Source organism: Halorubrum miltondacostae (assembly GCF_041379815.1).
In the GTDB taxonomy this organism is placed as follows: Archaea; Halobacteriota; Halobacteria; order Halobacteriales; family Haloferacaceae; genus Halorubrum; species Halorubrum miltondacostae.
Genome location: NZ_JBEDNY010000007.1, coordinates 147,554 through 163,820, shown reverse-complemented (window position 1 = coordinate 163,820; position 16,267 = coordinate 147,554). Strand labels below are relative to the sequence as shown.

Annotated in this window: 12 protein-coding genes; 6 read left to right on the top strand and 6 right to left on the bottom strand. The window is 68.0% G+C overall.

Features of this window, described 5'->3' with window-relative positions; all coding sequences use genetic code 11:
- Nucleotides 1–73 precede the first annotated feature (73 nt).
- The 5 genes from ABNG04_RS16300 (at nucleotide 74) to ABNG04_RS16280 (ending at nucleotide 6,382) form a co-directional block, all read left to right on the top strand.
- A complete protein-coding gene (locus tag ABNG04_RS16300; protein WP_371163422.1) occupies nucleotides 74–1,783 on the top strand; it encodes a PAS domain-containing protein in 1,710 nt (569 codons plus the stop codon).
- 46 nt (nucleotides 1,784–1,829) lie between these two features.
- The gene (rimI, locus tag ABNG04_RS16295; RefSeq protein ID WP_371163421.1) at nucleotides 1,830–2,342 is read left to right on the top strand and encodes a ribosomal protein S18-alanine N-acetyltransferase; all 513 of its coding nucleotides are present in this window, start codon (nucleotides 1,830–1,832) and stop codon (nucleotides 2,340–2,342) included.
- An 84-nt stretch (nucleotides 2,343–2,426) separates the two neighbouring features.
- Nucleotides 2,427–4,226 (top strand): oligoendopeptidase F, encoded by a 1,800-nt coding sequence (gene pepF / locus ABNG04_RS16290; protein ID WP_371163420.1) that lies wholly within the window; start codon nucleotides 2,427–2,429, stop codon nucleotides 4,224–4,226.
- 114 nt (nucleotides 4,227–4,340) lie between these two features.
- Nucleotides 4,341–4,817, top strand: coding sequence for a hypothetical protein (locus ABNG04_RS16285; protein WP_371163419.1), 477 nt, complete (start codon nucleotides 4,341–4,343; stop codon nucleotides 4,815–4,817).
- 419 nt (nucleotides 4,818–5,236) lie between these two features.
- Entirely contained in the window at nucleotides 5,237–6,382 is a 1,146-nt protein-coding gene (locus ABNG04_RS16280) for an aminopeptidase (protein WP_371163418.1), read from the top strand.
- A 54-nt stretch (nucleotides 6,383–6,436) separates the two neighbouring features.
- Here the strand turns inward: ABNG04_RS16280 and ABNG04_RS16275 are convergent, their stop codons facing one another.
- Nucleotides 6,437–7,741, bottom strand: a complete 1,305-nt coding sequence (locus tag ABNG04_RS16275) for an O-acetylhomoserine aminocarboxypropyltransferase/cysteine synthase family protein (protein ID WP_371163417.1) — start codon at nucleotides 7,739–7,741, stop codon at nucleotides 6,437–6,439.
- A gap of 159 nt (nucleotides 7,742–7,900) precedes the next feature.
- Here ABNG04_RS16275 and ABNG04_RS16270 point away from each other — a divergent pair, with 159 nt between their 5' ends.
- Nucleotides 7,901–9,130: an SPFH domain-containing protein gene (locus tag ABNG04_RS16270; protein WP_371163416.1), complete on the top strand. Its 1,230-nt coding sequence runs from the start codon at nucleotides 7,901–7,903 to the stop codon at nucleotides 9,128–9,130.
- A gap of 176 nt (nucleotides 9,131–9,306) precedes the next feature.
- Here the strand turns inward: ABNG04_RS16270 and ABNG04_RS16265 are convergent, their stop codons facing one another.
- From ABNG04_RS16265 to uvrB, 5 genes are all read right to left on the bottom strand, one after another.
- Nucleotides 9,307–10,995, bottom strand: coding sequence for a ribonucleoside-diphosphate reductase subunit alpha (locus tag ABNG04_RS16265; RefSeq protein ID WP_371163415.1), 1,689 nt, complete (start codon nucleotides 10,993–10,995; stop codon nucleotides 9,307–9,309).
- A 2-nt stretch (nucleotides 10,996–10,997) separates the two neighbouring features.
- A complete protein-coding gene (locus tag ABNG04_RS16260) occupies nucleotides 10,998–12,026 on the bottom strand; it encodes a ribonucleotide-diphosphate reductase subunit beta (protein WP_371163414.1) in 1,029 nt (342 codons plus the stop codon).
- Nucleotides 12,027–12,441: 415 nt separating this feature from the next.
- A complete protein-coding gene (locus tag ABNG04_RS16255; RefSeq protein ID WP_371163413.1) occupies nucleotides 12,442–13,032 on the bottom strand; it encodes a hypothetical protein in 591 nt (196 codons plus the stop codon).
- Nucleotides 13,033–13,108: 76 nt separating this feature from the next.
- Nucleotides 13,109–13,639, bottom strand: a complete 531-nt coding sequence (locus ABNG04_RS16250) for a hypothetical protein (protein WP_371163412.1) — start codon at nucleotides 13,637–13,639, stop codon at nucleotides 13,109–13,111.
- A 94-nt stretch (nucleotides 13,640–13,733) separates the two neighbouring features.
- The gene (gene uvrB / locus ABNG04_RS16245) at nucleotides 13,734–15,788 is read right to left on the bottom strand and encodes an excinuclease ABC subunit UvrB (protein ID WP_371163411.1); all 2,055 of its coding nucleotides are present in this window, start codon (nucleotides 15,786–15,788) and stop codon (nucleotides 13,734–13,736) included.
- Nucleotides 15,789–16,267 lie beyond the last annotated feature (479 nt).

Here is a 16,267-nt window from a genome sequence, read left to right as displayed (position 1 = left end):
TCCAGTTATCATTTTTGATTTCGAGGGCGCGCGCTTTTATTCGTCCCCGTGCGTACGACCGATAGAACTGATAGTGACTCTCCGTCCATCCGACACGTCGTCGCCGGACCGCGGCGCCGACGCGGGCGATACCCCCGAGACCGACGACCGGCGCGCGGCCGACGCGGCGACCGACGACGCGGAGCGGTCGACGGGGCGCGCCGAGACCGAAGCGCCGACGAGCGCGCCGACGGCCGGCGGAAGGCCCCCGGAGGGCGGCGACTCGTCGCCCGGGGACGAGCGCTCGCGGGCGATCGAAGCGGACCGGTTCCTGCTCGCCGTCGCCGTGGACGGGGAGGTGCTGTTCGCCGGGCCGTCGGTACCGGACGTCGTCGGCGTCGAGCGCGACGCGCTCGTCGGGAGCGACTTCCTCGACCGTGTCCACCCGAGCGACCGCGAGCCGGTGGCCGACACGCTGTCGGCGGTCGCGACGACCCGGACGGTCACCCACCGCATCCGCCGCGCGAGCGGCGGGTACGCGTGGGTCGAGTCGGTCGTCGACGAGGAGTTCGCCCCGGAGTTCGGCGGGCGGATCGTGACGGTCCGCCGCGTCGACGTCGACCGGACCTTCCCGGAGCGCTACCGCGCCTTCCTCGAGTACGGCAGCGACCTCGTCACCGTCGTCGACGACGACGGCCTCATCGTCTACGAGAGCCCCTCCATCGCGGAGGTGCTCGGCTACGAGCAGGGATCGACCGTCGGCCGTTCCCCGCTCGGGTACGTCCACCCGGACGACCGCGAGCGCGTGACGGAGCGGTTCTACCGCACGCTCAACGAGCCCGAGGCGGCGCCCACGCTGGAGTACCGCTACCGCACCGCCGACGACGACTGGGTCTGGCTGGAGTCGCGGACGCGATCGCTGCCGGCCGACAGCCCGGTCGGCGAGCTGCTCATCAACTCCCGTGACGTCAGCGCGCGGAAGGCCCGCGAGCGGCGGCTCACCGACCGCAACGAGCGGCTCGACCGCTTCGCGAGCATCGTCTCGCACGACCTCCGGAACCCGCTGTCGGTGATCCGCGGGTCGATGGAGATGGCGCGGCTGCGCGACGAGACGGACCCGCTCGAACGAGGCGAGCGCGCCGTCGACCGGATCGACCAGCTCGTCTCGGAGCTGCTTACGCTCGCGCGGCAGGGGACCGGAATGGACGAGCCCACCGAGTTCGCGCTCGCGAGCGTCGCCCGCGACGCCTGGGAGACCGCCGCCGAGGGCGACGCCGACGCGGAGCTGGTCGTCGCCGGCGACGCGCAGGTGTACGGCGACCGGGGGCGGATGCGGCAGGCCCTCGAGAACCTGTTCCGAAACGCGACCGAGCACGCGAAGCCGGACGCCGAGACGGACGGGCCCGAAGGCGACGAGGCCGAAGCGGGCGACGGCGACGCCGCGTCCGAGGAATCGGGCGATCCGCCGGACGAAACGTCCGGCGACGACCCGCTCACGGTCCTCGTGACGGCCACGGACGGCGGGTTCCTCGTGGCCGACGACGGGACCGGCGTCGACCCCGACGACCGGGAGTCGGTGTTCAAGTCGGGGTTCACCACCCGGACGGACGGGACCGGATACGGGCTCGACATCGTCCGCGAGGTCGTCGAGTCGCACGGGTGGACGGTCGATCTCCGCGACGACGCCGACGGCCACATCGGACTCCCGGACGGGCGACGGCTGCGACCCCCTGAGGGCGCGTGTTTCGAGGTTTCCGCCCCCGACCCGGCGGACGCCGACCCGGACGAGCCGTGGATCGACTGAGCCCGGGAGCCACCGCGTTTATTCCCCGCGACCGCCAACTCGACGCGTGAGCGTCGCCGACGTCACCATCCGGCGGGCCGACCGCACCGACCTCCTGTCGGTGGTCCGGATCGAGCGCGCCTGCTTCTCGGACCCGTGGCCGCACGACGCCTTCGAGCGGCTCCTCGACGAGCCGGCGTTCCTCGTGGCGGAGCGCGACGGCGCCGTCGCCGGCTTCGTCGTCGCCGACCGGACGCCGAACCACGGCCGCGACATCGGCCACGTGAAGGATCTCGCCGTCCACCCCGACGCCCGCGGCGAGGGGATCGGACGGGCCCTCCTGCGGTCGGCGCTGGTCCGGCTCCGCGCGACCGGCGTGGCCGTCGTCCGACTAGAGGTGCGCGAGGGGAACGACCCTGCCCGCTCGCTGTACGCCGACGAGGGGTTCGAACCCGTCCGGCGGGTCGGCGGCTACTACCGCGACGGCGAGGACGCGCTCGTGCTCGTCGTCGACCTCGAGGCGTGGGCCGACGGGGACGGGGCGGGCGGCAGAACGGAGTCGAGCGACGGCGACAATTAGACACGAGGTAACGCACCGCACGCCTATCGGCTCGCGGCGCGGGGTTTGCCAAGGCTTAGTGTCGGGGAGGCCGACCGAAACGGTATGAGTTCGGTTCCCGAGCGATCTGAGATTGACACCGAGTACAAGTGGGATCTCGACGGCATCTACGCCGACGACGAGGCGTGGGAGGCCGCCTACGAGGCGGTCGCCGAGCGGATCGACGAGCTGCGCGCCTACGAGGGGCGCGCCGTCGAGGACGCCGCGACGCTGCTCGAACTGCTCGAACTGCGCGAGGAGATCTTCCGCGAGCTCCAGCAGGTGACGACGTACGCCCGGCTCCGCAGCGCCGAGGACACCCGGAACCAGGAGTACCAGGCGATGTCCGCGAAGGCGTCGTCGCTCGGCTCCGAGGCGTCGAGCGCAGTCTCTTACCTCGAACCGGAGATCCAGTCGCTGACCGACGCCGACGTCGAGGCGTTCCTCGACGACGAGCCTGCCCTCGCGACGTACGAGCACTACCTCGACGACGTGCTGCGGAAGAAGCCGCATACGCGGTCGAGCGAGGTCGAGGAGGTGCTCGCGGACCTCTCGGAGGTCACCGACGCGCCGAGCGAGATCTACTCGATGCTGACGAACGCCGACATGACCTACGGCGTCGTCGAGGACCCCGACGGCGAGGAGGTCGAGATCACGCAGGCGAACTTCACGAAGCTCCAGACCAACCCGGACCGCGCGTTCCGCGAGCGCGTCCACGAGACGTTCTACGACGAGTGGGCCGACGTGCGCAACACGGTCGGCACGTCGCTGGAGAAGGCCGTCCGCGAGCATGTCACGAGCGCCGAGATCCGCGACTACGACTCCGCGCGCGCCGCCGCGCTCGACGGTTCGAACGTCCCCGTCGCGGTGTACGACACGCTCGTCGACACCGTCGACGACAACCTCGACGTGCTCCACCGCCACGCCGACCTGAAGGCCGAGGCGCTGGGCGTCGACCAGCTACAGAGCCACGACCTCTACATGTCGCTGACGGGCGACCAAGGCCCCGACGTGGAGTACGAGCAGGCCCGCGAGTGGGTGATCGAGGCGGTCGCGCCGCTGGGGGAGGAGTACCAGGAGCGGCTGGCCGAGGGGCTCGACTCGCGCTGGGTCGACGTGTACGAGAACCGCGGGAAGCGCTCGGGCGCGTTCTCCTCTGGCACGTACGACACCCAGCCGTACATCATGATGAACTACCAGGACGACATCGCCTCGATGTACACGCTGGCCCACGAGCTCGGCCACTCGATGCACTCGGAGCTGGCGGGCGACGCGCAGCCGTGGCACGACGCGAGCTACGAGATTTTCGTCGCGGAGATCGCCTCGACGGTCAACGAGACCCTGCTCACCCACCACCTGCTCGACACCGTCGAAGACGACGAGCTCCGCACCCACGTCCTCGACGAGTACCTCGAACGCTTCCGCTCGACCCTCTTCCGGCAGACGATGTTCGCGACGTTCGAACAAGAGATCCACGAGCGCGTTGAGGCCGGCGACGCGCTCACCCCCGACGCGTTCGACGAGATCTACGGCGACCTGAAGGGCGACTACTACGCGCCCGCCGAGCTCACGGGCGGCATCGAGCGCGAGTGGCAGCGGATTCCGCACTTCTACTACGACTTCTACGTCTACCAGTACGCGACCGGCATCTCCGCCGCGGCCGCCATCGTCGAGCGCGTCCTCGACGAGGGCGACGAGGCCGCGGCCGACTACCGCGAGATGCTGAAGGCGGGCGGCTCGGAGTACCCGCTCGACGTCGTCGAACTCGCGGGCATCGACATGGCCTCGCCCGACCCGATCGAGTCCGCCGTCGGCGTGTACGACGAGTATCTCGACGAGATCGCGGCGCTGCTCGACTTAGCGTAACGGCGCCGCGCAGACGGTCGAGGCGGCGCCCGCGCTCGCGCCGCGAGGCCGGACGGTCGGCGCGACCGAGCGGCCCAAAACCTATGCCTCGCTCGGCCGAAGGCGCCCGCCGAGATGGACCGCAGACTCCTCGCTCTCCCGGGTGCCCTCCTCCTCCTCGTCCTGCTCGCGGACCCGAGCGTCCTCAGTTGGGAAGGGACGTTCCGCGCGGGACGGGGGCTCGAACAGCACGCGACCGTGAACGCGACCGCCCTCCCCGCGCGGTGTACCGACGTCGCCGTCGCCCTCGCCGATGGCCGCAACGTCTCGATCCGGGGGTATCGGGTCGTCGCCGGCTCCCTCGACCTCCTCGTCGAACGCACGTCGGTCTCGGGGGAGTGGGCGCTCGGCGACGCGAACTGTGCGGACCGCCTCACCGGCGTCAGTGATCTGCGCGTCGACGGGGATTCGTACCGAGTCCTCGGCGGGTATTCGAGCGAACGACTGGACCGAGCCCCGCTCTTCGGGCTGGCGAAACTCGGAAGCGGACTCGTCGGCGTCGCGCTGCTCGCGGTCGGTATCTTCGCGACCGTTCACCGGGGATCCGAGTGACGAGCAATTTAATTAAGCCCCAGTGGCGCGTGCCTGCGAGCGGCCGCCCTCGGCGGCCGCGAAGCCAGCACGCGCGAGGGAGTCGGTGGTCCTCCGCTTCGCTCCGGACCACCGACGAGGTTGGGGAGGTGTGAGGCTGCGGTGCTGTGCGGGGCGGGACTCAAAGGGGCAGTCGCGAGGACGGCGCAGGCGACGCGAGCACCGCAGAGAGCGAACGAAGTGAGCGACCGAGGAGCGCGGCGAGGGTGCGCCGTCCTCGCGACTGGGGCTTTGGCGGTGTTCGCTGTGGATCAGTGAGTAGCCATTTATAAAAAATCAATTGGGGATCCGAGAGTTCCCACTCCCGATACGTCGTCGACCGCATCCCATGGATCAGCGTCCCGGCACCGATTTACCGCTCCCCTCCCACACACCGCGTAATGGACGAACGCGTACGCAAGCACGCCGAGGTGCTCGTCGACTGGAGCGCGCGGGTCGAGGCCGGCGACGACGTCGTCGTCAGCGTCGCGGAAGACGCCCACGAGCTGGGCGTCGCGGTCGCCGAAGCGCTCGGCGAGCGAGGCGCGAACGTGACGACGCTGTACGGGTCGAGCGAGCTCTCGCGCGCCTACCTGAAAGGCGTCGAGGCCGGCGTCGACGGCGAGGTCGACGCGGACGACTTCGACGCGGACCCCGCCGTCGACCGCGCGGTGTTCGAGGCGGCCGATTCCTACCTCCGGATCGGGGGCGGGCGCAACACCACCGCGACCGCGGACGTCGACCGCCCGACGCGGCAGGCGTACGCGAAGGCGCGGCAGGGCGTCCGCGAGGCCCGGATGGACACCGACTGGGTGTCGACGGTCCATCCGACGCGGAGCCTCGCCCAGCAGGCGGGGATGGCCTACGAGGAGTATCAAGAGTTCGTCTACGACGCCGTCCTCCACGACTGGGAGTCGCTCGCCGACGAGATGGCGCGGATGAAAGACGTCCTCGACGACGGAGAAGAGGTCCGGATCGTCACCGAGCGCGACGGCGCGCCCGACACCGACGTGACGATGTCGATCGACGGTCGCACCGCGGTCAACTCCGCGGCCTCCGTCGCGTACGACTCACACAACCTGCCGAGCGGCGAGGTGTTCACCGCGCCGTACGACACCGCCGGCGAGGTGTTCTTCGACGTGCCGATGACCATCGACGCGACGCGCGTGCGGAACGTCCACCTCACGTTCGAGGGCGGCGAGGTCGTCGGCTTCGCGGCGGAGTCGGGCGAGGACCGCCTCGCGGACATCCTCGACACCGACGACGGCGCGCGGCGGCTGGGCGAGCTCGGGATCGGGATGAACCGCGGCATCGACCGGTTCACCGACTCGATCCTCTTCGACGAGAAGATGGGCGACACCGTCCACCTCGCGGTCGGCCGCGCCTACGACGCCTGCCTACCCGAGGGCGAGTCCGGCAACGACAGCGCGGTCCACGTCGACATGATCACCGACGTGAGCGCCGACTCGCGACTGGCGGTCGACGGCGAGGTCGTCCAGCGGAACGGGACGTTCAGGTGGGAAGACGGCTTCGAGGCAGAGGACTGACCTCGTCAGGGACAGAGACGCGGCGAGGGCCGGGCGGCGAAGGGCGTACCGCGGCTATTCGGTCGCCGCCTCGATGGCGGCTTCGAGGTCCGCGACGATGTCCGCGGGGTCCTCGATCCCGACGGAGAGGCGTACCATGTCGGCGGTGACGCCCGCGGCCTCCTGTTCCTCCTCGGTCAGCTGCTGGTGGGTCGTCGACGCCGGGTGGATGACGAGCGTCTTCGAGTCGCCAACGTTCGCGACGAGCGAGGCGAGGTCCGCCTCTTCGACCGTCGCGCGCGCCGCCTCGTAGCCGGCCTCCAGCCCGAAGGTGAGCATGCCGCCGTAGCCGCCGTCCAGGTACTCGCTGGCATCCTCGTGGGTCTCGTGGCTCTCCAGGCCGGGGTAGTTCACCCACGCGACCTCGTCGTGGTCGTCGAGGTACTCGGCGACGACCCCCGCGTTCTCGCAGTGGCGGTCCATCCGCAGCGGCAGCGACTCCGTCTGCTGGAGCGTGTTCCACGCGTCGAACGGCGACTGCTGGTCCCCCAGGTCGCGCAGGCCGCGGGTGATCGCGGCGAAGGTGAACGCCGCCTCGCCGAACCGCTCCGCGAAGTTGATCCCGTGGTACGCGGGGTTGTCCTGGGCGATCTCGGGGAACTTCTCCGCGTGCTCGGCCCACGGGAACGAACCGCCGTCGACCACGACGCCGCCGACGGTGGTGCCGTTACCGGTGAGCCACTTCGTCGTCGACTCCCAGACGAGGTCGGCGCCGTGTTCGAGTGGGCGGCAGAGGTACGGCGTCGCGAACGTGTTGTCGACGAACAGCGGGACGCCGTGGTCGTGGGCGATGTCCGCGATGCGCTGGATGTCGGGCGTGACCAGCGCGGGGTTCCCGATCGTCTCGAGGTGGACGTAGGCGGTGTCCTCGTCGATAGCCTCGGCGTACCCCTCGTAGTCGAGCGGGTCGACGAACCGGGTCGAAACGCCGCGGCGCTCGACGGAGTGGGTGAGGTAGGTGTAGGTGCCGCCGTACAGCGCCGACGAAGTGACGATGTTGTCGCCCGCCGAGGCGAGGAGGAACGTCGTCACGTCGAGCGCGGCCATCCCCGAGGCGGTCGCGACCGCGCCGACGCCGCCTTCGAGCGAGGCGATCCGCTCTTCGAGCGCGGCGTTCGTCGGGTTCATCAGCCGGGAGTAGACGTTGCCGGCCTCTTCGAGGCCGAACAGGTCGGCGGCGTGGTCGGCGTCGTCGAACTGGTACGCGGTCGTCTGGTAGATCGGCGTCGCGCGGGCGCCGGTGGTCGGGTCCGGGTCCGCCCCGGCGTGTACGCTTCGCGTGCTGAATCGGGGAGCGTCGGCCTCCTCGTCTGCTGGCATGGATCCATGTTCCCCCGCCGCGTAGTTAAAGCCGGCCGGCCCACGCGGACGTTTCCGGTATCTCCGAGACGACTGCCTCGGCGGCGGATCCGCAGATGTGAGGCGGTCCGGCGGTGCGCTCGTGCCAACCGTTAACAGCGTCGGGCCGTAACTCCACGTATGGGAACACAAGGTCCGCGCGGCGATCCCGCCGAGCTGGAAGAGGTGCTGGCGGAGATCCCGGACGGGGTCTGGCAGTACCTCGCGCTCGGCGTCGCCCTCCTCGTCGGCGTCGCCCTCCTCGGGGAGAGCCTCGCCTTCGGCGTCGCGGCGCTCGCGGTGCTGTTGGCGGCCGTCACGGTCGTCAGCGCCGTCGAGATCGTCGACGCGTACGACAAGGAGGCGCTCACCGTCTTCGGCGAGTACCGCCAGCTGCTCGAACCGGGCGTCCACCTCATCCCGCCGTTCGTCTCGCGGACGTACGCGTTCGACATGCGGACCCAGACGATCGACGTGCCGAGCCAGTCGGCGATCACGCGCGACAACTCGCCCGTAACCGCCGACGCAGTCGTCTACATCAAGGTGATGGACGCGAAGAAGGCGTTCCTCGAGGTCGACGAGTACAAGAACGCCGTCTCGAATCTCGCGCAGACCACCCTCCGCGCCGTCATCGGCGACATGGAGCTCGACGACACGCTCTCGCAGCGGGAGCTGATCAACGACCGGATCAACGAGGAGCTCGACGAGCCGACCGACGAGTGGGGGATCCGCGTCGAGGCCGTCGAGGTCCGCGAGGTGAGCCCCTCCCAAGAGGTCCAGCGCGCGATGGAGCAGCAGACCGGCGCGGAACGTCGCCGCCGCGCCATGATCCTCGAAGCGCAGGGGGAACGCCGCTCCGCGGTCGAGCAGGCCGAGGGTGACAAGCAGTCCAACATCATCCGCGCACAGGGGGAGAAGCAGTCGCAGATCCTCGAAGCGCAGGGGGACGCCATCTCGACGGTCCTCCGCGCGCGCTCCGCCGAGTCGATGGGCGAACGGGCCATCATCGAGCGCGGCATGGAGACCTTAGAAGAGATCGGCAAGGGCGAGTCCACGACCTTCGTCCTGCCGCAGGAGCTCACCAGTCTCGTCGGCCGCTACGGCAAGGCCCTCTCCGGCTCCGATGTCCAGCAGATGGAAGGGTTGGAAGGCAAGGAGTTCGACGAGGAGACGGAGAAGCTCCTCGGGCTGGAGGACATCGAGAGCGCCCTCGAACAGCTCGACACGGTGGCGGACGACGACCTTCGCACCGACGAGACGCGGGACGGCGACGCGGCCCGCGACGTCGACCTCGCCAAGCAGGAGGCGGCGACCCGGGAGGCCGACCGCGACATCGAACTGGAAACCGAGAGCGAGCGGCCGGGGACGTGAACTCGGCTCACGCCCGTACCACGTCGGCAAAAAAGCCGCCGCGACCGCGCCGCCGACACCGCTCGATCGCCGACGTTCGCGGGTCGAAGGAAGTCAGCCACGAGGCGGGCCGGGATTCGATCCGGAGTCGGAGACGGAGCGACTGAGACGGGAGGCGGGCCGACTACGAGTAGCGATCAGCTCTCACAGGCCCGACACTCGAGAATATCCCGACTGAATTTCTGTGCAGCGTTCACGCTGTGCTGGTAGTAGAGGCTCTTGACCCCTTTCTTCCAAGCTTCGATGTAGAGCTGATTGATCTCTCTGACGCTCACTTCGCTCGGGTCGATCGAGACGTTCACGCTCTGTGCTTGGTCGATGTGTTTCTGCCTCTGTGCCGCCTGGTTGATGATCGCCATCTGTGGAATCTCGGCGAAGGTCTTGAACACCTCCTTCTCGTGGTCCGTCAGGCACTCGAGGTGTTGGACGCTCCCGTCTTTGTTGGCGATGCTGTCCCAGACTTCGCGCGTGTCTTTGCCCCGCTCCGCCAGTATCGCCTGAAGGAATCTGTTCTTCTGCGTCGACTTGAGCTTCGCACCGTCTCGCACGAAGTAGTTCGATTTGAGCGGCTCGATGCTCGGACTGACCTGGCCCAGAATGACGCTGCTCGATTTCGTCGGCGCCACGCTCATCGTCGTCGCGTTCCGCCTGCCGTAACCTTCGAGGACCTCCGGCTCCCCGAACTCATCGGCAAGCGCTTCGCTCGCCTCGTAGCTCCGCTCTCTGATCGTCCGGAATATCTCCTCGTTCTTCTCCATCGCCTCCATGCTGTCGAAGGGGATCATGTTGCTCTGGAGGTAGCTGTGCCACCCGAGGACGCCGATCCCTATCGCTCTGTGTCGCTTCGCGAACCGCACGGCCCGCTCCATGAACCGGACGCCCTCCGTGCGCTGGATGAACTCCTCCATCACCGCGTCGAGGAACCGCGTCAGCGTCTCCACCGCGTCGGTGTCCTTCCACTCGTCGTAGTGGAGCGCGTTCATACTCGAGAGACAGCAGACGAAGCTCTCGTCCGCCGTGGCCGGCAGCGCTATCTCGGTACACAGGTTGGAGGCGTTTATCTGGTAGTCTTTGTCCTTGTAGACCTGTGGCTTCCCCTCGTTCATGTTCCCGCGAAAGATGATGTACGGGACGCCGATATTGATCCGCGCCTCGATGATATCCGCCCAGGTCGCTCGCTTCTCTTCGTCGCCGTCGATCATCGCCTGGAACCAGTCGTCACCGATGATGACGCCGTAGTAGATGTCCTGTACCGGGTCGCCCTCGGTTTTGATGTTGAGCCATTCCTCCAAGTCGTCGTGTTCGACGTCGATGTAGCCGGCAAACTGCCCCCGCCGGGTTTCCCCTTGGCTGATGACGTTGATGATCGTGTCGAACAGCTCTGTAAAGCTGTAACTCCCGTTGCTCTTGCCGTTGTCCGTTATCGGACTGCCCCGGGGGCGCAGCTCGCCGAAGTACCCGCTCGTGCCGCCGCCCTGCTTGGTCATCTCGCCGACCTCGGCTTGGGTGTAGAGAATGCTCTCGATGTTATCTTCCATGTAGCTGCCGAAGCAGCTGATAGGAAGGCCCCTGTCCAGTCCGAAGTTGGACCACACCGGACTGGCGAGGCTGTAGAAGCCGCGGCTCATGTACTCGTAGAACCTGTCTGCGAAACCCTCCTCGCCTAAGATCTCCTCGGCGCGCTCCGCTATCTGTCTGACCCTCTCTTCGGCTTCGACGCCCTCGAGCAGGTATCCCTCTCTGAGGAACTCCCTGCTGTCCTCGTTCAGCCAATAGAACGGTTCCGTATGCCGTTGCGAAACGCCGTCGAGTGCTGTTCGTGCCATCGTTAGAACATGTCCTCTGCGGTGACGCTCTGCGTGTGTTTGTTGTACGTGGTCGACCGCTTGCTGAAGAAGTCGTTATCCTTCGTCATCATGATGTCCTCGTCGAACCAGCGCGTCTCCGCGAGCAGGTCGTCGTCCGTCTCGAACATCGGCTCCACGCCGACGTTTTCGAGACTCTGGTTGAACCGGTCTCGCAGGAACGCGTCGACGTGCGCCCTAGGGAGGAACTCCAACTCGCCGTCTTCGAATATCCAATCAAGGATCTCCATCTCCGCCTCGTAGGCCTGCTGACAGGCTTCTTGGACCTCTTCCTCGAAGTCGTCATCGAAGAGGTCCGGGTTCTCCGCTCTGATCGTCTCCACGAGCTCAACCCCGAAGAGGCCGTGAATCTGTTCCTCTTTGCTGGTGGCTTCGACGGCATTTGCTATCCCCGTGAACTTCTTTTCGTGCTTGTCGAAGCTCGTCATGATGAGGAACTGGCTGAACAGCGAGACGTGTTCGACGAACGTACTGAACAGCAGGATGCTCATCACGTACTCCCGTTTGTCGTCGCTCTCGCGCTTCTCCAGATACTCGTCGAGGTACTCGATCCGCTCTTTCATCGACGGCTCCGTGGTTACCTGCTCGAAATCGTCCGTGATTCCTAAGACGTCGAGGAGGTGACTGTATGCGTCCATGTGCCGCACCTCGCTTTCCGCGAAGGTCATCCCCACATTCCCGACCTCGGCTTTGGGCATCTCCTCGTAGATCTCCGACCAGAACGTCTTCACCTGTACCTCGATCTGGGCGATAGCCAACATCGTCCGTTTGATGACGGTCTGCTCGGCAGGAGTCGTGTTGACCTTGAAGTCTTGGACGTCTCCGTCGAAATTGAACTCCGTGTGTACCCAGTAGCTGTTCCGGATCGCCTCGACGTAGTCGAGGAACTCGCCGTACTCGTAGGGCTTCAGCTGTTTTCTCTCCGAGAAGATGTCCGTCTCTGTATCTGCGCCTGTACGCTCGTTTGTGGTTGCGTTTTCGCTTTCACTCATTTGGCCATCTGAAACGTGACCGATCGCGTTGGATTACCGCTGCCACTGTCTAGCATCGGTCGGTGAATCCGACCGCAGTCGTGTCGCTCGGGAGACGGTCGTACAGCGTGCCGCGGGTGGAGCCGTGTGAACCGTATCGGATCACACTGACTCCACTGGGATAAGTATTACCAACAGGATTGTAGTATAACAATTCCACTTTCACAACGAGGCAGGACCGGCCCTCCGGTCCGCGGACGGGCGGCGACGGGACGTGAGACTCGGACAACGTCGACGCCACCCGACAGGAGAGGGGGCTCGCGAGGCCGACCGCGACATCGAACTGGAGACGGAGAGCGAGCGGCCGGGGAACTGATCGGGAGCGCGGTAGTTGCGGCGAGCCGAGAAGAGACGGAGTCGGCGAGCGAGGAGTCGGTTAGGGCCGCCAGCGGCCGGGGTCGACCGCCCAGAGGAGAGCGACCGCGACCGCGCCGCCGACGCCGCCAGTGACGAGCGAGAGGGGGTCGGACGCCCCCGCCGCGAGCGCCGTGAGCAGCAGCACGGAGCCGGCGAGGAGCGCCGCGGTGTCTTCCGTGGTCGTCGCGCGGACCACCGGGGCCACGGCGGCGCCCACGACCGCGCCGGTCGCGACGGTGCCGGGCGGCCCGGCGACGGCGGCCGTGAGCGCGTCGGTCTCAGCGAGCGCCGGGATGATCGCCGCGGGCGCGGCGACGACGCCGGCGACGAGCGCGAACGCCGCGATCCCACCGAGAGCGGGCGCGAGGAGCGTCGCCCGCGCCGAGAGGTTCGCGCCGGCGACCGCCGCGCCCCCGCCGATCAGGAGCACCGACCCGACCGCGAGGAGGGGCGGGGTGGCGACGAGGGAGTACGGCGTGGGAGCGACGATCGACCCCGGGTCGGCCGCCGACCCGGGCGGGACCGCGGGCGCGAGAGAGACCGTCGCCGCGAGCGCGGCCGCGCCGACGACGAGGAGGGCCGATCCGAGGAGGCGACTGCGGAGTGACATGGTCGGCCGAACGCGCCGCGGCCACAAAACGATCGCGGGACTGCGCGGCGACGTAACGGAGGGCGCGCCCCGACCGTCACACCGTGATTCCGGCGCGCTGCCCACCAACGACGACGATCGCGCGCTCCGGCGGGCCGCGCTCGTCGGTGAGGCGCAACAAGAGCGTCTTCACCACCGACTCGTCGGTCTCGACCTCGCCGCGGACGCCGCCCTGGTCGACGGCGATCCGAATCGAGTGGTCACCGGTGCGGCTGATCCCCCCGAGACGGAGCCGGACCTCGGGCGCGGTGAGCCGCTGGGCGATCACGAGGATCGCTTTACCCCCGTCGTCGACGAAGTCCGTCCGATCGACGAACGCCCGGGACTCGGTCGCGTCGGGCTTGAGCGCGCCGCGGGTCGCGGCGGCCGAGCGGAAGGAGGCCGCGTGGGTCAGCAGCTCCTCCGGGCGCGAGAGGACGCTGCGCGAGTCGACCATCGGGTTGCCGTCGACGTAGCGGCTCCGGACGCCGAGGTCGCGGGGCGTCGAGGCGGCGACGTCGTGGAGGCGATCGACGCACCCGGGGGTGGCGGCGGCGAGCGCTCCGGCGACGACCGCGCGGCGGTACACGGTCGGGAGTGTGGCGCACCGATGTAAAAACCCCTCCGTCGCGGTGACGGGGACTGAGAATCGGAGCGGCGGCAGCGTGGATTGTCGGCGGTCGCTACTCGTCGATCATCGGGGCGGGCACGCCGTCGTCGCCGCCGTCGAGCTCGAAGGCACGGCGGAGCTCCGCGATCCGGTCGCGGATGTCGGCCGCCAGCTCGAACTCGAGGTTGCTCGCGGCCTCGTCCATGCGCTCTTCGAGCGCCTCGATCTGCGCTTTCGCCTCCTCGGCGCTCTCCACGTCGCCGACGCTGACCGACGAGGTATCCGTCTTCGAGCCGGGGAGGTTCGTCTCGCTCACCGGCTTGTCGATGGTGGTCGCCTCGTAACCGTGCTCGGCGTTGTACTCCAGCTGGATCTCGCGGCGGCGCTGGGTCTCCTCGATGGCCGCCTCCATCGAGTCGGTCACCTCGTCGGCGTAGAGGACGACCTCGCCGTTGACGTTGCGGGCGGCCCGGCCCATCGTCTGGACGAGCGTCGTGGTGGAGCGGAGGAACCCCTCCTGGTCGGCGTCGAGGATGGCGACGAGGCTCACCTCCGGGATGTCGAGCCCCTCGCGGAGCAGGTTGATGCCGACGAGCACGTCGATGTTGCCCAGGCGGAGGTCGCGGATGATCTCGTGGCGTTCGAGGGTGTCCGTCTCGTCGTGCATGTACGCCACGTCGACGCCCGCCTCCTCGAGGTACTCCGTGAGGTCCTCCGCCATCCGCTTGGTGAGCGTGGTGACGAGGACGCGCTCGTCGCGCTCGATCCGGTCGTCGACGCGGTCGAGGAGGTCGTCGACCTGCCCCGTCGCGCCCGTCACCTCCACTTTCGGGTCGACGAGGTGGGTCGGCCGGACGATCTGCTCGACGATCCGGTCGGAGGTCTCGCGCTCGTAGTCGCCGGGCGTCGCGGAGACGTAGAGGGTCCGGTCCGTCTTCTCCTCGAACTCCTCGAAGGTGAGCGGGCGGTTGTCGTAGGCGGTCGGGAGCCGGAACCCGTTCTCGACGAGCGAGTCCTTCCGCGACTTGTCGCCCTCGTACTGGCCTTTGATCTGGGGGATCGTCTGGTGGGACTCGTCGACGACGGTGAGGAAGTCGTCGGGGAAGTAGTCGAGCAGGGTGTAGGGGGCGTCACCGGACTCGCGGTCGTCCATGTGGACCGAGTAGTTCTCGATCCCGGAGCAGTAGCCCGCCTCCCGCAGCATCTCGATGTCGAAGGTAGTCCGTTCTTCGATGCGCTGGGCGGCCACGAGGTCCCCCTGCCGCTCGAAGTAGCTGACCCGCTTCTCCATCAGGTCCTCGATCTCCGCGATCGCCTGTTCGAGCTTGTCGTCCGGGATCGAGTAGTGCTCCGCCGGGTGGAGCATCACCGCGGGCTCCTCGGAGACGACCTCGCCGTGCATCGGGTCGACCTTGATCATCCGGTCGATCTCGTCGCCCCACAGCTCCACCCGAACCGCGTACCGCCCGTACATCGGGTAGATCTCGACGGTGTCGCCCCGGACGCGGAAGGTCCCCTGCGTGAAGTCCACGTCGTTGCGCTCGTAGTTCAGGTCGACGAGCCGTGTGAGCAGCTCCTCGCGGCCGACCTGCTCGCCGACCTCCAGGCGGAGCGCCATGTCGCGGTAGTTCCCCGGATCGCCCAGCCCGTAGATGGCGGAGACGCTCGCGACGACGATTACGTCGTCGCGGGTCAACAGGGAGCGCGTCGCGGAGTGGCGCAGGCGGTCGATCTCCTCGTTTATCGACATCTCCTTGTCGATGAACGTGTCCGTCTGCTCGACGTACGCCTCCGGCTGGTAGTAGTCGTAGTAGGAGACGAAGTACTCGACGGCGTTGTCCGGGAACAGCTCGCGGAACTCCTCGTACAGCTGGGCCGCGAGCGTCTTGTTGTGGGCGAGCACGAGCGTCGGTTGGTCGAGCTCCTCGGCGACCCACGAGACGGTGTTCGTCTTCCCGGATCCCGTCACGCCGAGCAGCGTCTGCTTTTTTACACCCGACTCGTACCCCTCGACCAGCCCCTCGATCGCCTCGGGCTGGTCGCCCGCGGGCTCGAACGGGGCGTCGACGCGGAGCGGGCGGTCGACGGTCGGGCGGTCCTCCGAGAGGGGGGAGTCGGCGTCGCTCACGATACGCGTCGTTGGACGGCGAGACACTTGAGCGGCGCGGCGATACGAGGTGACCGTCTGCGCCTGCGAGCCTTGCGGTTCGTCCGATTATGGATCGGTGATCGAGACGAACACCTCCGAAGCCCCAGTCGCTCGATACGGAACGACGAACTCGGTGACTGCGACCACCGAAGCCCCAGCCGCGAGGAGTCGCGCGACTCGCTGTGCTCCTCGTCGCTTACTCCGTTCGCTCCTGCGGTGCTTACTTCGTCGTGCTTCGTCCTCGCGGCAGCGTGGCGCTACGCGCCACGGGCAGCCGGCGGCGAAGCCGCCGGCGACTGCCCCTTCGAGTCCCGCCCCACACCGCTCCGCGACCGCACCTCACGCCTCCCCAACCTCGCGGCTCACGGCTCGCGGCTTCGCCGCTCGCGTTCGCCGCGTCCCTCGCACGCGCTCCGAGCGCCCGCTGGCGCTCGGAGGCGCGCGCCACAGCGTTAGAT